The 20,546-nt window shown below is 30.7% G+C and carries 23 protein-coding genes and 1 riboswitch; of the genes, 10 read left to right on the top strand and 13 right to left on the bottom strand.

The window, feature by feature from the left end; genetic code table 11:
- Positions 1–32: 32 nt before the first annotated feature.
- The 4 genes from OJ995_RS04845 to OJ995_RS04830 form a co-directional block, all read right to left on the bottom strand.
- Entirely contained in the window at positions 33–449 is a 417-nt protein-coding gene (locus OJ995_RS04845; RefSeq protein WP_264368387.1) for a helix-turn-helix domain-containing protein, read from the bottom strand.
- 98 nt (positions 450–547) lie between these two features.
- Entirely contained in the window at positions 548–781 is a 234-nt protein-coding gene (locus tag OJ995_RS04840) for a helix-turn-helix domain-containing protein (RefSeq protein WP_035692805.1), read from the bottom strand.
- 142 nt (positions 782–923) lie between these two features.
- On the bottom strand, positions 924–2,114 hold the full coding sequence (locus OJ995_RS04835) for a hypothetical protein (protein ID WP_264368386.1): 1,191 nt from the start codon (positions 2,112–2,114) through the stop codon (positions 924–926).
- An 11-nt stretch (positions 2,115–2,125) separates the two neighbouring features.
- Positions 2,126–3,361, bottom strand: a complete 1,236-nt coding sequence (locus OJ995_RS04830; RefSeq protein ID WP_264368385.1) for a site-specific integrase — start codon at positions 3,359–3,361, stop codon at positions 2,126–2,128.
- Positions 3,362–3,679: 318 nt separating this feature from the next.
- On the opposite strand from OJ995_RS04830, the gene OJ995_RS04825 reads away from it, so the two are divergent.
- The 4 genes from OJ995_RS04825 to OJ995_RS04810 are packed head-to-tail and all read left to right on the top strand — an operon-like array spanning position 3,680 to position 7,394.
- Entirely contained in the window at positions 3,680–4,579 is a 900-nt protein-coding gene (locus tag OJ995_RS04825; RefSeq protein ID WP_264368384.1) for a MerR family transcriptional regulator, read from the top strand.
- 56 nt (positions 4,580–4,635) lie between these two features.
- Positions 4,636–6,096: a phytoene desaturase family protein gene (locus OJ995_RS04820; RefSeq protein ID WP_264368383.1), complete on the top strand. Its 1,461-nt coding sequence runs from the start codon at positions 4,636–4,638 to the stop codon at positions 6,094–6,096.
- 1 nt (position 6,097) lies between these two features.
- Positions 6,098–6,937: a phytoene/squalene synthase family protein gene (locus OJ995_RS04815; RefSeq protein ID WP_264368382.1), complete on the top strand. Its 840-nt coding sequence runs from the start codon at positions 6,098–6,100 to the stop codon at positions 6,935–6,937.
- 13 nt (positions 6,938–6,950) lie between these two features.
- Positions 6,951–7,394, top strand: a complete 444-nt coding sequence (locus tag OJ995_RS04810; RefSeq protein ID WP_264368381.1) for a sterol desaturase family protein — start codon at positions 6,951–6,953, stop codon at positions 7,392–7,394.
- A 25-nt stretch (positions 7,395–7,419) separates the two neighbouring features.
- Here OJ995_RS04810 and OJ995_RS04805 read toward each other — a convergent pair whose 3' ends face one another.
- The 5 genes from OJ995_RS04805 to OJ995_RS04785 all read right to left on the bottom strand — a co-directional run bounded on the left by OJ995_RS04805 (position 7,420) and on the right by OJ995_RS04785 (position 11,483).
- Positions 7,420–7,953 (bottom strand): GFO_1091 family lipoprotein, encoded by a 534-nt coding sequence (locus OJ995_RS04805; protein ID WP_264368380.1) that lies wholly within the window; start codon positions 7,951–7,953, stop codon positions 7,420–7,422.
- A gap of 3 nt (positions 7,954–7,956) precedes the next feature.
- The gene (locus OJ995_RS04800) at positions 7,957–8,484 is read right to left on the bottom strand and encodes a DUF4252 domain-containing protein (protein WP_264368379.1); all 528 of its coding nucleotides are present in this window, start codon (positions 8,482–8,484) and stop codon (positions 7,957–7,959) included.
- A 7-nt stretch (positions 8,485–8,491) separates the two neighbouring features.
- Entirely contained in the window at positions 8,492–8,935 is a 444-nt protein-coding gene (locus tag OJ995_RS04795) for a PG0215 family putative anti-sigma factor (protein WP_264368378.1), read from the bottom strand.
- Positions 8,916–9,431 carry an RNA polymerase sigma factor gene (locus OJ995_RS04790; RefSeq protein ID WP_264368377.1) on the bottom strand — a complete coding sequence of 172 codons (516 nt, stop codon included), beginning with the start codon at positions 9,429–9,431 and terminating at the stop codon, positions 8,916–8,918. The genes OJ995_RS04795 and OJ995_RS04790 overlap by 20 nt, the downstream gene beginning before the upstream one ends.
- Before the next feature lie 114 nt (positions 9,432–9,545).
- Complete coding sequence (locus OJ995_RS04785) at positions 9,546–11,483, bottom strand: TonB-dependent receptor plug domain-containing protein (protein ID WP_264368376.1); 1,938 nt, start codon at positions 11,481–11,483, stop codon at positions 9,546–9,548.
- Positions 11,484–11,564: 81 nt separating this feature from the next.
- Positions 11,565–11,823: riboswitch (cobalamin riboswitch) on the bottom strand.
- A gap of 263 nt (positions 11,824–12,086) precedes the next feature.
- Here OJ995_RS04785 and OJ995_RS04780 point away from each other — a divergent pair.
- The 3 genes from OJ995_RS04780 to OJ995_RS04770 are packed head-to-tail and all read left to right on the top strand — an operon-like array spanning position 12,087 to position 15,056.
- Positions 12,087–13,217, top strand: coding sequence for an ABC transporter substrate-binding protein (locus OJ995_RS04780; RefSeq protein WP_264368375.1), 1,131 nt, complete (start codon positions 12,087–12,089; stop codon positions 13,215–13,217).
- Between the two features lie 25 nt (positions 13,218–13,242).
- Positions 13,243–14,268, top strand: coding sequence for a FecCD family ABC transporter permease (locus tag OJ995_RS04775; RefSeq protein ID WP_264368374.1), 1,026 nt, complete (start codon positions 13,243–13,245; stop codon positions 14,266–14,268).
- A 2-nt stretch (positions 14,269–14,270) separates the two neighbouring features.
- Positions 14,271–15,056, top strand: a complete 786-nt coding sequence (locus OJ995_RS04770) for an ABC transporter ATP-binding protein (protein ID WP_264368373.1) — start codon at positions 14,271–14,273, stop codon at positions 15,054–15,056.
- A 1-nt stretch (position 15,057) separates the two neighbouring features.
- Here OJ995_RS04770 and OJ995_RS04765 read toward each other — a convergent pair whose 3' ends face one another.
- On the bottom strand, positions 15,058–15,624 hold the full coding sequence (locus OJ995_RS04765; protein ID WP_264368372.1) for a pseudouridine synthase: 567 nt from the start codon (positions 15,622–15,624) through the stop codon (positions 15,058–15,060).
- A gap of 401 nt (positions 15,625–16,025) precedes the next feature.
- Here OJ995_RS04765 and OJ995_RS04760 point away from each other — a divergent pair, with 401 nt between their 5' ends.
- Genes OJ995_RS04760 through OJ995_RS04750 form a run of 3 tightly spaced genes read left to right on the top strand, consistent with a single transcriptional unit; the run spans position 16,026 to position 18,333 of the window.
- A complete protein-coding gene (locus OJ995_RS04760; RefSeq protein ID WP_264368371.1) occupies positions 16,026–17,411 on the top strand; it encodes a DNA recombination protein RmuC in 1,386 nt (461 codons plus the stop codon).
- An 11-nt stretch (positions 17,412–17,422) separates the two neighbouring features.
- Entirely contained in the window at positions 17,423–17,773 is a 351-nt protein-coding gene (locus OJ995_RS04755) for a 6-phosphogluconate dehydrogenase (protein WP_264368370.1), read from the top strand.
- 8 nt (positions 17,774–17,781) lie between these two features.
- Entirely contained in the window at positions 17,782–18,333 is a 552-nt protein-coding gene (locus OJ995_RS04750) for an acyl-CoA thioesterase (RefSeq protein WP_264368369.1), read from the top strand.
- A gap of 32 nt (positions 18,334–18,365) precedes the next feature.
- Here the strand turns inward: OJ995_RS04750 and OJ995_RS04745 are convergent, their stop codons facing one another.
- The 3 genes from OJ995_RS04745 to OJ995_RS04735 are packed head-to-tail and all read right to left on the bottom strand — an operon-like array spanning position 18,366 to position 20,541.
- The gene (locus OJ995_RS04745) at positions 18,366–19,244 is read right to left on the bottom strand and encodes a DUF5777 family beta-barrel protein (RefSeq protein WP_264368368.1); all 879 of its coding nucleotides are present in this window, start codon (positions 19,242–19,244) and stop codon (positions 18,366–18,368) included.
- Positions 19,245–19,254: 10 nt separating this feature from the next.
- Positions 19,255–20,022, bottom strand: coding sequence for a T9SS type A sorting domain-containing protein (locus tag OJ995_RS04740; RefSeq protein WP_264368367.1), 768 nt, complete (start codon positions 20,020–20,022; stop codon positions 19,255–19,257).
- A 3-nt stretch (positions 20,023–20,025) separates the two neighbouring features.
- On the bottom strand, positions 20,026–20,541 hold the full coding sequence (locus OJ995_RS04735; RefSeq protein ID WP_264368366.1) for an ankyrin repeat domain-containing protein: 516 nt from the start codon (positions 20,539–20,541) through the stop codon (positions 20,026–20,028).
- Positions 20,542–20,546 lie beyond the last annotated feature (5 nt).

Here is a 20,546-nt window from a genome sequence, read left to right as displayed (position 1 = left end):
GAGTACTATCTCGATAGGTGTAAGTTTTGTCCTCATTCTAAAAATTTTTCACGTGAATTATTACTATTTTCTTTAAAAAAAATATTAGATTTATTATTAATAATTTTCTTATTATCTTTTAGATAAATGTCTATAGGTATATTTATATTTTTAACAATACCGCTACCTTTAATCTCTAAATACCTATTTAGAATTTGTTTAGTACCTTCTTTATAGATAATTTTTGATTCAATGTATCCATGTTTTACCAATGAATTAATCCATAAACTGACTGTTTCAGTTCTTACTTCAAATAAATCTGCAAAATATCTATTTGTGGCCCAGCAAAATCCGTATTGAGAGGACAATGCTGTAATTTCACTATAAAGCAGCTTTGCGCTAGGTTTTAATCTTTTATCATATCTAACGGCTGATGTCAAATAAGAATAATATGAAGGTTTTACGCTCATAATTTGAATTGTTTTTAATTAATTTCACTACATTTACATTTTATTGGATTGATGCAACAAAAAAAGACCTAAGTAGAACAATAGTTCTAATTAGATCTTTAGTCATTGATCAAATGGGGGTTTTTTAAAGCTAGGTTTGTCAACTGAGATTTACTAAATATTGGAAATCTCCCTAGTTGAAAATATGGAATTTTACCTTGCTTTTTCCAAGCAATTATTGTTTGTTCAGTTCTACCAAAAAGTTCTGCAACTTGTCTTTGATTTAATCTGTCATCTGATTCTGGAATAATAATTTTAGAATCATTTTCGGTGTGTTTTTTCTGTAATGCCATTTTAACTTATTTTATTTGGTTAACATTGGCAAAACTAGATTTAAGTTGGAAAATAAACTTTACACCGCATTACTCTACTTTTAAAAAAAATTATATTTCTGGGATTTTTATTGATTTCATTTTTAATATGTTATTAATTATCTTAGGAATCTAATCTTTTTTTACCTGTCATCAAAAGTTTTATATTATCATATCCCATACCTTTAACTTCATTAAAATACATTGAAAGCAATTTTATAAGTTTAGCCCTAGAAATATCTAGTACTCCTGTATCAAGTAGATCATTGTTTAAACTTAAAAATTCATGTACACTATTTTTTTTACTTAATGCTTTTTTTAAGGTTTCTCTAGAATCAAAAATTTCAAATTCATCGTATTTTGGATTTGATTGTGTAAAACAAGAAAATAAAACGTCAATGTGCTTTTCGGTAACTTTTTTTGAAATATTTTGAAAAAATATAAGATAAATTCTTGTAAACTTTTCTTTATTAACAATTTTATCTTTTCTAATTAAATCTTTGATATCAACTATAAAACCTCTCTGATTAAAATAATCTCCATCATCAATAATTGACTGAATCTTATCTCTTGTCACATATTTTCCATCTTCATTAGACAAACAAACAGGGGCATCATAATTATTAATATCTATCAAAGGAATAAAATCTAAATTTAACTTTTCAAAAAATATTCTAGTCATTTCAAAATATTCAGCTTGAAAAGATGAATCAAGCCTTGATTCTCTATCAATATTTAGTAACCTTTTAAATTGTATAATTGCCACATTCTTTTCATTTCTAAAGAATAAAGACAAAGCTTGACGAACTGGAACATTAGATTTTTGTTCCACTTCAAAATAATTTAATGTAAATGGAGCTATAAGCTCCTTATTTAAAATATGATCTAATTTTGAATATATATCATTAAAAAATATAGAATCATTAAATTTTTTAAGCTCCACTTTTTTTCCAATTATAAATGCTATATATTCAGAAGTATTTAGAGATAATCTGGCATTTTTGATATTTAATTTAATCTCATATTCTATTTGGTTATACCATCTATAATTTTCTTGAAGTATTATTTTTTTAATAATTTCTTTCTTATCATCATCATCTATACTTTCAATTAAATCATCTAATTGACTATATTTTAAATAATTAATTATATCATATTTAATATCATTAAGTATTGAATTTGTCAATTCTAATTTATTGATATTAGATGAAATAGCAGAAAAATAAGGAATTATTTTTTTGTATTTAACTTCTTCAACTTTTTTGTCTTTTAAAAAATCTTTAAAGCTTTGTCTAATGAAAATTAGTGCATTCATATTTAAAATATTTAAAAGTTTTCATCCCAAGTTCTCTTCATTTCCTGCTGCTTTAAAGCATTTGTTAATTTTACATACTTCTTAAACGATCTTTCGGAAGAATGATTAGTAAAATCTCTTAAAACCCTTTCATTCATTCCCATTAATAATGAATTTGTAACAAAAGTCTTTCTCGATACATGACAAGTTATAAGTTCATATTTTTTATATGTTTCTTCTATTCGTTTTGAACCTATATATCTTGTTATTGTTGTATTTTTATCAATCCCAACAATCCTACAACATTCCTTTATATAATCATTTAATTTCTGTGATGAAAACTTTGGAACTGGTTGATGTATTGTACCTCTATACTTATCTAATATAGCTTTTGAATATTTATTCAATTCAACTCTATGACTAATGGTCTTAGTTTTTATTATGTTTAATTCAATAAAACTCTCGCTAATATTAGCATTATGAAGGTTATAAATATCGGAGTATCTTAATCCTGTAAAACATCCAAAACAGAAAAAATCTCTAGCCCTAGAGAGCTTGTTATTCTCAAAAGGGTATTCAAACAAACTTATCAACTCATCCTTTTCAAGATATATAACCTCAATCTCATTTTCTACATGCTTAATTTTTTTAAACTCCAGATTATTATGTAAACCTCGATTGAATGCCCAGTTCATGAAAGTCTTTATAATGCTTATTAATTTTCCATAATAATTATTCAGTGTCTTTCTTTCTTCAAAGGCATAATCCATGAACTCTTCCTCAAAATTTAAATTGATGGTATCAAGACGGATAGGATATTTAGTTGCCTGAGTAAAATGAATTAAAAAATTTCTCAAAGTAATATATCGCTTAATAGTTCCCTCAGTTTTGGTATGCTTGGAGGCTTTTACAAAGTCATCAAATGCTTCAAAAAAATCAATTCCAACAGACACTTCATCTCTACCAAATTTCTCTAGGAAAATTTTTTCAGAAAACTCTATATCATTGAATTTAAAAAAGTTAAAAATCTTCTCTACCTTATCCTTAGTATTTTGAATCTCCTTGTTTGAATCTAGATACTCTTCATAAAATTGGTGTTTCTTATGGTTTTTAATATATCCGTTTTTTGAGTCCCAATCCTCCAATAAAGTTTTCACATTAGGTAGATTTTTCCGAATTTTAATTTTATTAGAAGTTATGACTATTCTGACTGGAATGAGTCCGTTCTTATTTACCTTATCCTTTCTAAGTTCAAACAAATAGTTCATATTAAAATTCATTATAATCAATTACACTAGGGGAGCAAAAGGGGGATTATTTTAATATTAAAATCAGTTAAAACTAATTAAAATTTAATCTTATAACCCTTTATTTTTCAAATATAATGAATTATTATGAATTAAAAACAGTTTAAAAAAATAGGAACTCCCTCCTTGGTCACAAATATTACACTACACAACTACACAGAAATTTCCATTAAAACATTCTTTGTTTAACTTATTTTGGAATTAAATAAACATTTTTTAATCAAAAACTTATTTTGTTTACTTTTTTTATTACTTTTGTTTAACAAAATAAAGTAAAAGATGAACAATGTTAAAAATGTTTTCAGTATCAAAGATTTAGAAAATCTTTCTGGCATAAAAGCACACACGATTCGCATTTGGGAAAAAAGATACAATGTGTTAGAACCAATGCGATCGGATACCAACATTCGTTCTTATGATATTAAAAATCTTCAAAAATTATTAAATATCGTATTACTACATAACTATGGTTATAAAATTTCAAAAATAGGCACACTTAATCAAGAACAGATTAATAAGTTAGCCAACGATATTATTTCAGAAAAAAGCGCAAAAAATCATGCTATCAGCACCTTTAAAATGGCAATGATGAATTTTGATCAATCGCTATTCTTTAACACCTATAACCAATTACTAAACGAAAAATCATTTAGAGAAGTTTTTTATACTGTTTTTGTTCCACTAATGCAAGAATTGGGGTTTTTGTGGCAAACCGAAACTATTTCTCCAGCTCACGAACACTTTATTACCTACCTTATAAAGCAAAAACTATTAATTAATACTGAAAAAGTTCAAATATTAGAACCAACTAAAACAGATAAAGTTTATGTTTTATTTCTTCCTTTAAACGAAATTCATGAATTAGGATTAATGTATTTGAATTATGAAATTTTGCTTCAAGGATATCAAACCATATATTTAGGCGAAAGTATTCCCACAGAAAGTTTATTAGATCTTAAAAAATCATTCGAAAAAATAACTTTTGTGAGTTACTTAACCGTAGAACCAAACCAAGAAGAAGTCGATGCATACCTTATTGACTTACATTCTAAATTGTTAGAAAACACAAACAATGAACTACTTTTACTAGGTAGAATGACACAATTTATAACATCCAAAACAATACCAAATAACGTACATATTTTTAGTAGCATAGAAGAGCTTTCAAATACTTTGTAAAAAGATTTGTTTTGTTTAACTTTTTTACTATTTTTGTTAAACAAAATTAGAGTCAAGTGAGTAAAAAAATTGCCATAATCGGTTCAGGATTTTCATCATTATCTGCAGCTTGCTATTTAGCAAAACAAGGAAATGATGTAACAATCTATGAAAAAAATAGCACAATTGGAGGAAGAGCACGTCAACTTAAAAAGGAAGGCTTTACTTTCGATATTGGCCCAACTTGGTATTGGATGCCTGATGTTTTTGAACGTTTTTTTGCTGACTTCAATAAAAAGCCTTCCGATTATTATGAATTAATCAAGCTATCTCCTGCTTATCAGGTATACTTTGGGCATTTAGATTTTGTAACTATTGCTGATAATTTACCAGAAATTGTAACCACTTTTGAATCTATTGAAAAAGGAAGTGGTAAGCAATTAGAGCAATTCATGGCAGAAGCTAAAAGTAATTATGATATTGCCATCAAAGATTTAGTTTATCGTCCAGGTGAATCACCTTTAGAATTAATTACGCTTGAGACTGCTAAAAAAGTGAATCAATTTTTCAGTAACATTAAAAAAGATGTTCGAAAAAGATTCAAAAACATGAAATTGGTTCAAATATTAGAATTTCCAGTTTTGTTTTTAGGCGCCAAACCTAGCGACACGCCATCCTTTTACAATTTCATGAATTTTGCTGATTTTGGTTTAGGAACCTGGCATCCAAAAAACGGAATGTATTCAGTAATCTTAGCTATGGAAACATTAGCAAGAGAATTGGGAGTTAAAATCGAAACCAATGCCAACGTAGAAAAGATTGATGTAACCAACGGAAATGCTACAGGTTTAATTGTAAATAATAAAATTGTGTCTTCGGATGTAGTTCTTAGTGGTGCCGATTATCATCATTCTGAAACTTTATTAGATAAAAATTACCGCCAATATTCTGAAAATTATTGGGAAACCAAAACATTTGCACCATCGTCTCTCCTATTTTATGTTGGATTTGACAAAAAAATAGAAAATGTAGAACATCACTCTTTATTTTTTGATGTAGATTTTGATATTCATGCCGAAGCTATTTATGACAATCCGAAATGGCCAGAAGAACCTTTGTTTTACGCTAGTTTTCCATCTAAAACAGATGAAAATTGCGCTCCAGAAGGAAAAGAAGCTGGAATCTTTTTAATTCCACTAGCACCAGGATTAGAAGACACAAAAGAGTTAAGAGAACTGTATTTTGAAAAAATAATTACACGTCTTGAGCGTCTAACTGACCAAAAAGTAAAAAATAATATTATCTTTAAGGAATCGTTTTGTGTAAATGATTTCATAAAAGACTATAACTCGTACAAAGGGAATGCGTATGGTATGGCAAATACTTTACTGCAAACTGCTTTTTTAAGACCTAAATTGAAAAGTAAAAAAGTGAAAAACTTGTATTTTACTGGACAATTAACTGTGCCGGGGCCAGGTGTGCCTCCATCCTTAATTTCAGGAAAATTAGTTGCTGATTTAATAAAAAAGTATCAATAGTATGAAGTCCATTTTTGATAACGTTTCATTTGATTGTAGCGTAAAAGTTACTAAAGCGTACAGCACTTCGTTTTCGTCTGCTGTAAAAATGTTGGCTCCCAGCATTCGACAAGATATTTATAATATTTATGGATTTGTTCGCTTTGCCGATGAAATTGTAGACACATTTCATGATTATGATAAAGACGCTCTTTTTTCACAATTCGAAAACGATTTACAGCTAGCTCTAACCCAAAAAATAAGTTTAAATCCAATTTTAAATTCATTTCAACATACTGTGAATAATTATAATATTCCACAGGAAATGATTGATGCTTTTATGAAAAGCATGAAATTAGATTTAAGTAAAAGTGAATACAAAACAACTGAAGAATATCAAGAATACATTTATGGTTCGGCTGATGTTGTGGGTTTAATGTGCTTAAAAGTTTTCGTTAACGGAAATGATGAAAAATACAATGAATTAAAAGATTCGGCTATGCGATTAGGTTCAGCTTTTCAAAAAGTGAATTTCTTACGCGATTTAAAAGCAGATTTTGAAGATTTAAGTAGAACTTATTTTCCTAATACCGATTTGAATCAATTAGACGAAAAATCGAAACAAGAAATTATTGCGGATATTGAAAGTGATTTTGAAGCTGCATTTGAAGGTATTAAAAACTTACCATTAGAAGCTAAATTTGGAGTTTACACAGCTTATAGATATTATAAGAAGTTATTGAAAAAGCTTCAAAAAACGCCTTCTTTAGAAATCAAGAATACGCGAATACGAGTTTCTGATTATCAAAAAGTAGAATTATTAGCAAGATGCTATGTTAAATACAGATTAAATATAATTTAATACTATTGTTATTATGTGGTTACACGTTTTAGTTTTTTTTACAACCTTTTTCTTTATGGAATTTATGGCTTGGTTTAGTCACAAATACATTATGCACGGCTTTTTATGGAGTTTACACGCAGACCATCACAAGAAAGACCACGATTCATGGTTTGAGCGTAATGATGCATTCTTCATTTTTTATGCGATAGTTAGTATTGGTTGTTTTTTACTATGGCAGAACAATATCTTAGAAATAGGATTAGCTATTGGACTAGGTATTTTTGCTTACGGATTAGCTTATTTTCTAGTTCATGACATCTTTATTCACCAACGATTTAAGTTGTTTAGAAACGCTAATAATCGTTATGCAAGAGCTGTTAGAAGAGCTCACAAAATGCATCACAAACACATAGGAAAAGAACACGGAGAATGCTTTGGAATGTTAATTGTTCCTTTTAAATATTATAAAAACTAAAAAATCCCGCAGATGCGGGATTTTTTTATTTCATAAGTTGTTGTAAGGGTTTCAGTTGGTCCATATCTACTTGTGATTTTTGGAGTAAACTCAACATATTCATAATATGAGTTGGATTCATATCGTTTCCTAAAACGCGAACTACTGCAAAACCATTTTCTTTCTTTCCAGCTAAAACAACAAACTCCTCAATATGTTCGTCATCATTTCCAACGAAATAAATAGCGGCACCATCATTTCCAGAACCTGCTTTCATTAATTGCTGATAGCTTTCGTCTTTCAAAATAGCTTTTACTTCTCTGATTTCTTTATCATATCCACTTATATCTGTAGAATCAGTTCTAAAAGCTAAAATATTCATTTTTTCGAACGATTCTAAAGCTGCTTTTTCTGTTTCAGATAAAGCAACTTTATCGGTTTTAATGATATTAGAAGCTAAATCTAATGCAATAAACTTAGATGATTCTGTATTTTTTACAAAATACTTTTGAAGTGTGGGTTTGTCCTCACAACTCCAAAGTAAAATCACACAAGAAACAAGAGCTATTAACTTTTTCATAGTTTATTTTTTTGAAGCTTTTTTCAAATCATCGCCGCCTGGTAAGCTCATTTTTTCGGTTAAAACAGAAATTTCATCCAAACTAAAGTTTCCTGTTAATGATAAAACAACCGTGTCCGCATCTTTTACATTAGAACCTTCAATAAACATTAAAAGTTCTCTAACAATATTTTCATTAGCTCCTGATTTTACATAAATCCTTACATTTTTACCATCGCTATTAACTCTCATTAATTCCTCTAATGGATTCGATTTTAAGTAACTATTTACAGTTGCTTTCATATCGGCACTAATTTTTGCGCTACTTGTGGTGAATACTTTCAAATTGTCTAACTTTCTAAGCAAATTCATGTATTGTTGCATTTCTTTATCTTTTGCATCAACTTTTACTTTGCTCATCATTTCAAACATTTTCTTATTTACAACCACTGTTGCAACACCTTCTTTATCTTCAAATTTATCAAATGCTCCTTGTGCAAAAGATACTGTTGAAGCCATTAAAAACGCTATAACTACTACTAAATTTTTCATTTTTCTATTATTTAAAAATTGTTTTTTTTGTTTTTTCGTATTCTTCTAAATATACTACACTTTCCATGCCAACATTTACTTGTTCAGAAACCATTAACAAAGCTTTATGTGTAGCGGCAAAAGCTTCTTCTGGATTATCAAACGTTCCTAAATCTTCATGTTTAGGTTCTGATGGATAAAAATAGAAGGTTGCCAATCCAAAAAGCACTACAAAACTTGCTGCAATACCTATCCATTTTACAGTACTTTGTTTTCTAGGTTGTAATGGAAGTTTTTGCTCGAATTGCGTTTCTTTTTGTGTTTCAAAGTAACCAAACAGCGCTTGATATTTTACCAAATGTGGCGCCACATCGCTTGAAGAAAAATAGGCCTTTAATTGTTTTTCTTCTGCTATTGTAGTTTCTCCTTGAAAGTATTTTTCCAATAATTGTTCAACTAACTTGAGTTCCATAATTATGTGTTTTTTCTATTTGTTCTCTTAAGGTTTTTCGTGCTCTTGATAAAGCTACTCGAACCGCTGTTTCATTCATTTCTAATACTTGAGCTATTTCCGAAAATTCGTATTCTTCAATCTCTCTTAATTGTAATATCAATCGTTGTTGTTCTGGCAAATCATTGATTAACTTTTCTGCCCATTGCAACGTGTTTTGATGTTCTATTTGTGTTTCTACACTAGCTTGCTTATCTTGATAATTGTTATGTACAATTTGCAAATTCGTAGCTCTCTTGCTTTTGAGTTGATCCAAACAATAATTTTTGGTCATCGTCATCGCTAGAGCTTCTACACTATTATATTGCTCTAAAGCACTATTTTTATTCCATAACCTTACCAACACTTCCTGAGTAGCATCTTCTGCTTCTTCGGTACTTACGAGCATTCGTTTCGCTAAACGAAATAACTTATCCTTAAAAGGAGTGATTATTTGTACAAACTCGTTTTGGTTCATTTTAATTAGTTGGTTTATAATGAAGACGAATGTAATTTAATTTTGTTACAAAATGAAAAAAGGTTTTGATAAATAAATATCAAAACCTTTTAAAATCAAATAATTAAATTTTATCTAAAACAGAAAATTCAAACCTAATTTAAAGTTTCTTCCTCTTGTATTGTATCCAATTAATTCTTGGAAATCATCGTTTAAAATATTCGTTACAGTTCCAAAAACATGCAAACGATTTGGCAATAATTCATACGAAATATTCGAATTAACCAACTGATAAGCAGCTAAATTAACAGCTTGTGTTGCCCAAATATTCGAATCGTAATACGCATCACTTCTATGATCTACATATTGATAATTAATTCCGAATGTTCCTCTTTTAAATTTGTAATTCAAATCTACATTTCCTTTATGCTTTGGAATCAAACGGTTTAATTGCTCTTCCACTTGAGTAAATGTATAATTTCCACCAATATTGAATCTTTCAGATAATGTGTAACGAACGCTTGCTTCAACTCCTTTTGCGTTGTAAGTTCCGTCAACATTAATATAATACGATTCAAATGTTGCTGAATTGTAATAGAATCCAAAAGTGTTTTCTTCTTCTCTATAAAAACCAACCGCATTAATAGTCAACTTCTTATCCAATAATTGCGATTCAAAACCAAATTCTGCCGTAGCATTTTCTTCTGGAGTTAAGTCTAAGTTTCCATAAGGTCCGTATAATTGATATAAACTTGGCGTAATATATCCACCACTAATAGAGCCTAAAATCTTTAATGGTAAATTTTTAAAAGTATAGCTTGGATTAATATTTAACACATAATATGTATCATATTCACTGTGAAAATTTAACCTAAGACCAGCATTCAAATTAAAACCGAAATTAGAATTATAAACAAAATTTGCATACGGGTCTAACAAATTGAACTTCGCTCCTTCTCTTGTAACATCGGTGTAAGCATCTTTTTGCGTCATATCGAAATATTGATATTGCGCACCTAAAACTAAATATACTTGCTTGCTGAAATTGTATTTATTGAAAGCATCAATCGAAGCACTTCTTCCTGAATAATTATAATTATCAATCGTTCCCGACCACGAATTTGAAATATTTAAAACTCTATCAATAGTTGAAGCTCCAGCATTAATTGCAAATTCGCCTTTATTATATTTGTATTTTGGCAAGAATCCTATTCTGAATTGTTCCGAAAAACTATTGTTGTTCAAATCATCAGCATTAGCTATAATTCCGTCAAAAGAATTGTCAAATGTATTTTTAATTCGGTCGTAATTTCCAAAAAACTCAAAACTTAATTTATCGTTCGCTTTAAAACCAATTTTTTGCAACACATTCACTCTCGAAAACGTATCTTCTTCAAAATCTTCTCCAGCAGCTTCCGACATTCCTTTGGTTTCCGTGCTGTTTAAAGTGGTCATGTAGGAAACTTTATTAATCGTTCCGTTTACCGATAATCCTTGATTGAAATCTTGCGCACTCGTTTTTGAAGTATTCGAAGTATTTTGCGTTCCCATATTGATGTACGCATTACCTGAAATTTCCTTTTTAGCTGATTTTTTCAACGTAATATTGATAACTCCAGTTGCAGCTCCTGTTCCGTATAACGTACTTGAAGCGCCTTTCATTACTTCAATTTTCTCAATTTGTTCTACTGGAATCAAACGCAAATCGTATTCGATATTAATTCCTGAAGCATCAGAAACCGGAACACCATCAATATAAATGGCTACTTGACGATTACGACCACCACGAATGTAATAGCCTAAGTTTTTTCCGTTGAAAGATTGATTTCCATTGATTTCAACTCCAGCAACTTGACTCAACACATTAGCCAAATTTTGACCTTTTTTAGCTTCTAAGTCTTGAGCGGTAATCACTTCAATAATTTTACCTGATTTTTCTTTGCTTTGTGCAAATTTAGTGTCGGAAACGACCACTTCTTTTAAATTAGTAACTTTTAGCGTATCTGATTCTTGAGCATACGCAAAAGCAGTAGCTAGTGTAAATACACTTAAGCCAATAAACTTTTTGTTCATTTTAAGGTTAATAAAAATTTTAATAAATTGGGGAGAAAAGCACAGAATTTACCCATACTCAAACTTTTTTTCCCGAAAGTTTGTTACTCAATGAATGTGGCAGGTCTCCTGGCTTGCGTCTTGTTATCAACCTTCCCATCGAAAGTTAGAAATTAGAAGTTAGAAGTTAGAAAATTTCTAAATTCAGAATTCTTAATTCTAAATTAACAACAGTGGTAATGTAGATAATAACAAGCTTTATAGCTTACAGTTGCGGGTACAGCTTAGGTCTTACACCTAATTCCCTTTTAATGTTGTTTTGAAAAATTCAGAAACAACAACCAAAATTCGAGGGCAAAGGTATTATATTTTTATAAAAATGCAATATTTACTAAACATCTTTCAAAAAACTACTTCTTCTTATTCATCTTACGCCACAACCAAATAAAGCCAATAACAAAATGTGCTAAAATAATAGTTGCTACTGCATAAAGGAAAGCGTTTGAATCTGTTCTCATGTTTTTTTATGACAAATTTAGTGGTTTTTGATAAATCGTTTGGCATCATTTGTTACATATAATCTGTTTTTGAATGTAAAGTACTACTTTTGCAAAAAACATTTTCATGCGCCATTATTTCTTGTTAGTCGTTTTATTTTTGGGATTTATCCAATGTAAAGAATCGGAAAGTACTGCAAATCTGAATACTTCTGCACAAAATAGCATTCAACATGCGGAAGGATTTTCTATTGAAAAATATGATGGTTTTTCGGTTGTAAAAGTTTCGAATGCGTATCCTGAAGCTAAAAATGATTACACTTACATACTTCATAAAAAAGGCGTTCAAATTCCAGATAGTTTACAACAATTTACTTCGATTGAAGTTCCAATTAAAAAAGTAATTGTAACCTCAACCACGCATATTCCTGCATTAGAATCATTAGGCGTAGAAAATACTTTAATTGGTTTTCCAACCACACAATATATTTCTTCTGAAAAAACAAGAGCGTTAATTGATGCTGGAAAAGTGAGAGATTTAGGTTCCAATCAAGGATTAAATACCGAAGTTATTTTGGACATTCAACCTGATGTAATCGTAGGATTTAGTGTGGATGGCGATTTGAAAACCTATAAAAGCTTAGAAAAAAACGGTCAGAAAATCATCTTTAACGGAGATTGGACAGAAAAAACACCTTTAGGAAAAGCGGAATGGATTAAGTTCTTTGGCGCTTTGTACGATTTAGACGAAAAAGCAACCGAGATTTTCAATTCGATAGAGAAAGAATACAATTCGGTGCTAACTTTGGCTAAAAACGCAAAAAAACAACCGACTATTTTTGCAGGTGCCATCTACGAAGATCAATGGTTTTTACCCCAAGGCGATAGTTGGGCTGCCTATTTCTTAAAAGAAGCCAACGGAAATTATCTATGGAAAGATTCCAAAGGAACGGGAAGTTTAGCTTTATCGTTCGAAAGTGTTTTAGACAAAGCCAAAGATGCTGATTTTTGGATTGGTCCAGGGCAATTTGGTTCAATTCAACAAATTTTAGATAATAATCCAAATTACATTCACTTCAAAGCGGTTGCAAACAAAAACGTTTACTCATTTAGCACCAAAAAAGGCAAAACAGGTGGCGTAATTTATTACGAATTAGCGCAAAATCGACCAGATTTGGTTTTGAAAGATATTGTAAAGATTTTACATCCTGAAGTGTTGCCTGATTATGAGTTGTTCTTTTTTGAGAAATTAAAATAACGTAATTTAGCCAAAAATTCAACGCATGCCATTAACCAAAAAACAAAACTTTCTTTTTATCATCTTACTTTTAGTAATGGTGTTTTTGTTTTTGGTAAATATTAGCTTAGGTTCCGTTTCTATTCCTTTAAAAGAAGTGGTTAACGGACTTTTATCGCAAAAAATGAGTAAGGAAAGTTGGGAAATAATTCTGTGGAATTTCCGCTTTCCAAAAGCTATTACCGCAATTTTAGTAGGAATCGGACTTTCGATGAGCGGATTGTTAATGCAAACTTTGTTCAGAAATCCATTGGCTGGACCTTATGTTTTAGGATTGAGTTCAGGCGCAAGTCTGGGAGTTGCTTTCATTATTTTAGGAACTGGATTTTTACCAACATTCATTTCATCTTTCTTCTTATCGAATTATGGATTGGTTTTAGCTTCAAGTTTAGGTAGTTTTTTAGTTTTGATGGCGGTTTTATTGGTTTCCCAAAAGTTAAAAGACACAATGGCAATCTTGATTGTAGGATTGATGTTTGGAAGTTTCACTAGTGCCATAGTTTCGGTTTTATCTTATTTTACTTCTGCTGAAAAACTGCAGAAATTTACTTTTTGGTCGATGGGACGTATTTCGAATTTATCTTGGAATGAAATTTCGCTTTTATCGCTTTTTGTACTCATTGGAATAGGAATTAGTTTTATGGTAATCAAACCTTTAAACGCATTACTTTTAGGAGAAAAATACGCTCAAAGTATCGGAATCAACTATAAGAAAACGCGTTTTTTAATTATTATGGCAACGAGTATTTTAGCTGGAAGCATCACCGCTTTTGCTGGTCCGATTGCTTTTATCGGTTTGGCAGTTCCTCACATGGCAAAATTGTTGTTTCAAACCAGTAATCATTTTGTGTTGTTTTGGAGTACGCTTTTACTTGGCGCGATTGTCATGCTTTGTTGTGATACTATTGCTCAAGTTCCAGGAAATGATATTACATTACCAATAAATGCGATAACCTCAGTAATTGGAGCGCCAGTGGTAATTTGGTTGTTAGTTAGAAAGAGACGATTTTAATTATGAGCGAACAAAATTTCACTATACAAACCTCAAACCTTTCGATTGGCTACAAATCCAAATCGGAAACGATTACTATTGCTCAAAATATCAATCTTGATTTAGAAAAAGGCAAATTAATCGCTTTAATTGGTGAAAACGGAATTGGAAAATCAACATTACTAAAAACATTAACAGGAATCATTCCACCTCTAAAAGGCGAAGTCACATTACTCCACAAACCACTTCAAAGTTATAAACCACTTGATTTAGCGCAAGAATTAAGCATCGTGTTAACTGAAAAATTACCTCCAAGTAATTTAACCGTTTACGAAATCATCTCTTTAGGAAGACAGCCATATACTAATTGGTTAGGTACTTTATCCGAAGAAGATACAATCAAAATTGAAGAAGCTATTTCGTTAACCGAAATCCAACATTTAGTTCATAAAAAACACGATGAAATTAGCGATGGTCAGTTGCAAATTGCTCTAATTGCACGTGCTTTGGCGCAAGATACTTCGATTATTATTTTAGACGAACCTACAACGCATTTAGATTTGGTTCACAAAGCTACTTTGTTGAAATTATTGCAAAAATTAACACACGAAACAGGCAAAACCATTCTCTACTCTACGCATGATATCGATTTAGCGATTCAAATGACAGACGAAATGATTGTGTTTACGCCAACTCAAATTGTACAAGACCAACCTTGTAATTTAATTCAAACTGGGATTTTTAATACCTTATTTGATACGGAACATTTGACTTTTGATGCTACTATTGGTAAGTTCAAAATTAAATAATTTATACATCAAAACCACTGACTTCCAAAACTTCACCTGCTTTTAAGTCATTCAAATGAATGTTTCCTACACGCACGCGAACCAATCGTAATGTAGGAAAACCAACAGCCGATGTCATTTTTCGTACTTGACGAAATTTTCCTTCGGTCAAAGTTATCGAAACCCAAGAGGTTGGTCCGTGACGTTCATCTCGAATCTTTTTACCACGCTCTCCTAAATTGGGAATAGATTCTAATTTGAAAGCTTTGCACTTTTTGGTTTTGTATTTTTTACCGTGTAAACCAATTTCAACTCCGTTTCTTAATTGTTCAACGGCTTCTTCGGTAATGATTCCATCGACTTGAGCGTAATATTCTTTTTCTACTTTTTTGCTTCGCACAATCTCACTCATCATGCCGTCTGTAGTTAGCAAAAGTAAGCCTTCAGAATCTTCGTCTAAACGACCAATTGCCATCGTATTTTCGGGAAAATCATATAATTCTCCTAACAACTTTTTCTTGCGTTTTAATTGGTAAATAAACTGCGATAAATAACCGTAAGGCTTGTGAATAAGAAAATGATGATGCATTTAGAAAATTACGTTTAAGAGGCAACGAAGATAGTAAAAACTCTTGGAGTGATACAAAAAATAAGGAGGCCTTGTTTAAGACCTCCCTGTGTCGATTTTGATTTATTACGTTTTTCTGATCTGCTATAACTTGAGAGGAATAAACGACTGAATCTCTTTTTAGATATGTAACTAACGATATATTCAATAACTAATCAAAATCACATAGTAAAAGTACAAAACATTTCAACACAAATAAATGATTTTTAAATGTTTAACATATAATTATCATTAGCATTCGACGAACGAATCATTACATCGACGAACTTATTTTCAATAAAATTTCGAAGAGTTTTAAGTACTAATATAGCTTCAAATTTTATTTTTTGTTACATTTACATTGTTAAATAAAATCAACAACCATGTCACAAACACTTTTAGTACTTGCCGCATTTATTATTGCTTTAGGAATTGGAATTTTCATTGGAAAAATAGTATTTTCTGCCAAATCACAATCTGAAAAATCAGGTTTAGAAGAACGAATTAACGGACTTTTAGGTCAAATTGAACAATTGAAAATTCAATTTCAAACGGAAAGAAATCAATTAGAAAAATCGTTTGCCCAACTTTCATCCGAAAAAGAAAACGTTCAAAAAGAAAAAGAATCGTTAGCCATTCATTTGGCAAAAAAAGAAAATGATTTCGATAATTTATTAGAACGAAACAAAGAACAAAAGCAAGAAGTAGAACAACTTCAGGAGAAATTCACAAAAGAATTTGAAAACTTAGCTAATAAAATTCTGGAAGAAAAAACCGTAAAATTCACCGAGCAAAATAAGGAGAATTTGAAAAATATTTTGTCGCCACTACAAGACAAAATCCAACTATTTGAAAAGAAAGTAGAAGACACCCATAAAGAAAGTATTGATTATCATGCAGCTTTGCGCCAACAAATTTTGGGACTTCGCGAAATGAACGAACAAATGAGCAAGGAAACCATCAATTTAACCAAAGCGTTAAAAGGTGATAGTAAAATGCAAGGAAATTGGGGCGAATTGGTGTTAGAACGCGTATTAGAAAAATCAGGATTAGAGAAAGATAGAGAATATTTTGTGCAACAAAGTCACGTTACTGAAGAAGGCAATCGTGTTTTTCCTGATGTTATCATCAATCTTCCTGATGGCAAAAAAATGATTATCGATTCAAAAGTAACGCTAACCGCTTACGAGCGTTACATAAATGAAGAAGATTCGGATGTGAAAAATCAGTATTTGAAAGAACATATTGTTTCGATAAATCGTCATGTAGAGCAATTGGGTAGCAAAAATTATCATGATTTGTACCACATGGAAAGTCCTGATTTTGTGTTGTTGTTCATTCCTATTGAGTCTGCATTTGCAGTAGCTTTGAATGAAGATACAAGCTTGTACAACAAAGCTTTCGAGAAGAATATTGTGATTGTAACTCCTTCTACCCTTTTGGCAACATTACGCACGATTGATAGCATGTGGACGAACCAAAAGCAACAAGAAAATGCAATTGAAATTGCGCGTCAAGCAGGCGCATTATATGATAAATTTGAAGGTTTTGTTGGCGATTTGATTAAAATTGGAAAAAAAATGGATGAGGCCAAAATCGAATACGGCAATGCCATGAATAAATTAGTTGACGGAAAAGGAAATTTGGTTAACAGTGTTGAAAAACTGAAGAAAATGGGCGCCAAGGCAAAAAAATCGCTTCCAGAAGCTGTTTTAAAAAGAGCAGGTGAAGAAGATGCTACCGTTTTAACAGAAAGTACTAACGAATAAAAACAAATATTATGTTACGAAAAATCATTCTTTATATTGTATTGTCCTTAAGTTTAATTACGGCTGGATACTTTTCATTTATCTACTATGTTCCGTATAGCGAAGGAGTTCGGTCTGGCGAATTAATTAAAATTAGTCATAAAGGATTTTTAGTAAAAACCTGGGAAGGAGAACTTAGTCAAGGTATTTCTGGAGCACAAATTTTTGCATTTTCTATAATGGATAATGAAACTACTGTCATTGAAGAACTGAAACAAAATCAAGGTAAAAAAGTAACTTTAGAATATGAAGAACGCTACAAAACATTCTTTTGGTGGGGTGACACACGCTATTTTATTACCAAGGTTACTATAGAAAAATAATCCCCTATATGGAAACAGCCAACACCGTTGAAGCTTCAAAAATTACACTATCTGAGCTAATGCTCCCATCCCACTCTAATTTTAGTGGAAAAATTCATGGTGGTTATTTATTAAAATTAATGGACCAAATTGCTTTTGCATGTGCTTCCAAATACTCAGGTTGTTATTGTGTTACGGCTTCTGTTGATACCGTTGATTTTTTGAATCCTGTTGATGTGGGCGAATTAGTTACTTTGAAAGCTTCTGTTAACTATGTTGGAAAAACGTCTATGATTGTTGGAATTCGCGTTACTTCTGAAGACATTCGAACAGGAATAATCAAACATTGTAATTCGAGCTATTTTACCATGGTCGCAAAAGACGAACAAGGAAATAATGCAAATGTCCCGCGTTTGATTTTATCAAACATGAACGAAGTCAGACGATTTTACGATGGCGTAAATAGAATTAATAATAAAAAAAGACACAAAGAATTAGAAAACAATTTTGATTATAAATCAGAAGAAGCATTAAAAAATTTAGAAAATTTTAATGTAGTGCTTTCTGAAAAAATACAATAAATAAAGTCGAGCAATGCTCGACTTTATTTTATTTAAAATACTCTTACCAAATTAAACCCAAAACCAAACTCACCCTTACCCCAATCTCCAATTGTTTGACCTAAATATCCTGTTTCGTGCATAGCGGTTGCGTTTGTGAAATGCATTTGAAAAACATGACCTCCTGTTTCCAAATCAAAACCAATTGATAAAGGATTTTTATACATCGATTCATTTGCTCTGTTTAGATGAGCCGCATAATCAACATTAATCGACCATCGTTTGGTTAATTTATAACGTCCTCCAATTCCTATTGCATATTGCGTGTTATCTTGAGGATTTGGAGAAATCACCATATTGTTTTCATCTAAAATATCACGTAACGTATTTTCATGAAAAACAGTAGGTGCCAATTCTAACGATAACTTATCTGAAAATTTACGAGAAATTAAAAGCTGAGTTACATAACTCAATCGATTTTTAAACTTTAGTTTAGGATAGTCTTCATCCTTTAATTCTGTATTAACTGCAATGCTGTTAAATCCAACAATAGTTACTGGAAAATTATTTTCCTCTTGAGAAAACAAACGGTACTTTGCCGCAGCATCATAGGTTTCCTGAAAACCACTTCTCGAAACATGAACAGTTAACCAATCATTTACTCCGTATAAAAACTTTAATTGTGTATTGGCATTATCCAAACCAAAAAAATCATCAAAACCATTATTTACAAATCCAAAACGATGCGCTACTACAAAATAGAAATCGCCTTTAGCGGCCAATTTTGTAGATTCTAAATTCACAATTTTTAACGATTTAAATGCTGATTCTACTTTTTGATTTTGGGGAATTGAATCAATTTCATTAAGTAAATCATCTTGAGCAAGTCCAAAAAAAGGAAACAACAAGGATAAGAAAATTAGTTTTTTCATATAATTAGTTTTAATCAACGATTAATATTTTTGTTGCGAATCCATTTTCAGAAGCAACTTTTACTATATACGTTCCTTTTTGTAAATTGGATGTTACTATTTTCAAACTACTTTCATCAAAGCTCTCTTTAATTACAATTCTTCCTAAATAATCATAAATAGAAACTACTGCTGATGAAATGCCATCAGGTAATTCAACTGTAATTAATTCACTTGATGGATTAGGATACATCTTAAATTGAGCTAATAAAAAATCGTCTGAACCCAATGTAAAATTAGCAGATGTAACTCCTCTACCTCCGTGATAAGTCAAAGAATAATTATTAGCCGTACTTCCGTATGCCCAAATTAAATTAATAGCATTTGGTGTAGATGAAAATGTATAATCATTTGTATCACTAGTATTCAAAGCTCTAGTTGCAATAATAGTTCTAACCGTTCCACTCACAGTATTAGAAGTAATTGTCCAATGTTGAGAACCATCAGAAACTGGAGCTGAAAAACCTGTTAAATAACGATCAAATGACGGCAACGTTGCTGTATTAGCATGACAAACTACTACATCGGTTCCAGCTGTCATAGAAGTTGCTCCAAAACCTAATGCAAACCAACGATCCGAAGGTCCAGTTAAACGCAATGTAACATTAGTTGACACATCAATTTTAGCGGTCATTGCTACACCAGTAGTTGTATTTAAAGTAATTGTACCGGTTGTATATCCTTGAGCTGCAATGTAAAAATTGGCTAAAAAATAAAATAAAAAAGTAATTTTTTTCATAATTTATAGTTTTAATAAGTGTTGAATTTGTTCGTCTTTTAGTTTTATCGCATAATCTGCTACAGACATTTCCATATTATCTTTGATATGTATGTTTACTTGAAATTGCATTAGAAGAGTTATCATTTCATAATTTCTGAATTGAATAGCATAATGCAATGCGGTATAACCATTTCCATCTTGCAAATTGGCATTAGCTTTAGCTTCTAATAATAATGAAGCTATTTTTTTGTTATTTTTAACAACAGCTGCCATAAGTGCGGTCCCATTTGAGCTGTTAAAATTTAAATTTGCTTTGTTCTCTACTAAATAAATAGCTACCAATTCATTTCCGTTGTAACAAGCTAAAATCAAAGGAGTAAATCCTTGAGGCGAAACAGCATCTATTAATTCTGGATTATTAGATAATATCATTTTCATTTCTGCTACTGTACCTCTTCTAGCAACATCAAATACATTTACTTGCGAAAAAACCGAGACAGAAACAAAAAATATCAGGATAGGAAAAAAGATTCTCATGATGT

It is taken from the genome of Flavobacterium lacisediminis (genome assembly GCF_025909975.1).
In the GTDB taxonomy this organism is placed as follows: Bacteria; Bacteroidota; Bacteroidia; order Flavobacteriales; family Flavobacteriaceae; genus Flavobacterium; species Flavobacterium lacisediminis.
Note: the sequence above shows the minus strand (reverse complement) of the source record. Positions and strands in the feature narration are given on the sequence as shown.

Excerpts from the sequence above, each read along its gene's own strand:
- OJ995_RS04845 (WP_264368387.1), bottom strand. The coding sequence starts at position 449 with ATGAGCGTAAAACCTTCATATTATTCTTATTTGACATCAGCCGTTAGA.
- OJ995_RS04840 (WP_035692805.1), bottom strand. The coding sequence starts at position 781 with ATGGCATTACAGAAAAAACACACCGAAAATGATTCTAAAATTATTATT.
- OJ995_RS04835 (WP_264368386.1), bottom strand. The coding sequence starts at position 2,114 with ATGAATGCACTAATTTTCATTAGACAAAGCTTTAAAGATTTTTTAAAA.
- OJ995_RS04830 (WP_264368385.1), bottom strand. The coding sequence starts at position 3,361 with ATGAACTATTTGTTTGAACTTAGAAAGGATAAGGTAAATAAGAACGGA.
- OJ995_RS04825 (WP_264368384.1), top strand. The coding sequence starts at position 3,680 with ATGAACAATGTTAAAAATGTTTTCAGTATCAAAGATTTAGAAAATCTT.
- OJ995_RS04815 (WP_264368382.1), top strand. The coding sequence starts at position 6,098 with ATGAAGTCCATTTTTGATAACGTTTCATTTGATTGTAGCGTAAAAGTT.
- OJ995_RS04810 (WP_264368381.1), top strand. The coding sequence starts at position 6,951 with ATGTGGTTACACGTTTTAGTTTTTTTTACAACCTTTTTCTTTATGGAA.
- OJ995_RS04805 (WP_264368380.1), bottom strand. The coding sequence starts at position 7,953 with ATGAAAAAGTTAATAGCTCTTGTTTCTTGTGTGATTTTACTTTGGAGT.
- OJ995_RS04800 (WP_264368379.1), bottom strand. The coding sequence starts at position 8,484 with ATGAAAAATTTAGTAGTAGTTATAGCGTTTTTAATGGCTTCAACAGTA.
- OJ995_RS04795 (WP_264368378.1), bottom strand. The coding sequence starts at position 8,935 with ATGGAACTCAAGTTAGTTGAACAATTATTGGAAAAATACTTTCAAGGA.
- OJ995_RS04790 (WP_264368377.1), bottom strand. The coding sequence starts at position 9,431 with ATGAACCAAAACGAGTTTGTACAAATAATCACTCCTTTTAAGGATAAG.
- OJ995_RS04785 (WP_264368376.1), bottom strand. The coding sequence starts at position 11,483 with ATGAACAAAAAGTTTATTGGCTTAAGTGTATTTACACTAGCTACTGCT.
- OJ995_RS04780 (WP_264368375.1), top strand. The coding sequence starts at position 12,087 with ATGCGCCATTATTTCTTGTTAGTCGTTTTATTTTTGGGATTTATCCAA.
- OJ995_RS04775 (WP_264368374.1), top strand. The coding sequence starts at position 13,243 with ATGCCATTAACCAAAAAACAAAACTTTCTTTTTATCATCTTACTTTTA.
- OJ995_RS04770 (WP_264368373.1), top strand. The coding sequence starts at position 14,271 with ATGAGCGAACAAAATTTCACTATACAAACCTCAAACCTTTCGATTGGC.
- OJ995_RS04765 (WP_264368372.1), bottom strand. The coding sequence starts at position 15,624 with ATGCATCATCATTTTCTTATTCACAAGCCTTACGGTTATTTATCGCAG.
- OJ995_RS04760 (WP_264368371.1), top strand. The coding sequence starts at position 16,026 with ATGTCACAAACACTTTTAGTACTTGCCGCATTTATTATTGCTTTAGGA.
- OJ995_RS04755 (WP_264368370.1), top strand. The coding sequence starts at position 17,423 with ATGTTACGAAAAATCATTCTTTATATTGTATTGTCCTTAAGTTTAATT.
- OJ995_RS04750 (WP_264368369.1), top strand. The coding sequence starts at position 17,782 with ATGGAAACAGCCAACACCGTTGAAGCTTCAAAAATTACACTATCTGAG.
- OJ995_RS04745 (WP_264368368.1), bottom strand. The coding sequence starts at position 19,244 with ATGAAAAAACTAATTTTCTTATCCTTGTTGTTTCCTTTTTTTGGACTT.
- OJ995_RS04740 (WP_264368367.1), bottom strand. The coding sequence starts at position 20,022 with ATGAAAAAAATTACTTTTTTATTTTATTTTTTAGCCAATTTTTACATT.
- OJ995_RS04735 (WP_264368366.1), bottom strand. The coding sequence starts at position 20,541 with ATGAGAATCTTTTTTCCTATCCTGATATTTTTTGTTTCTGTCTCGGTT.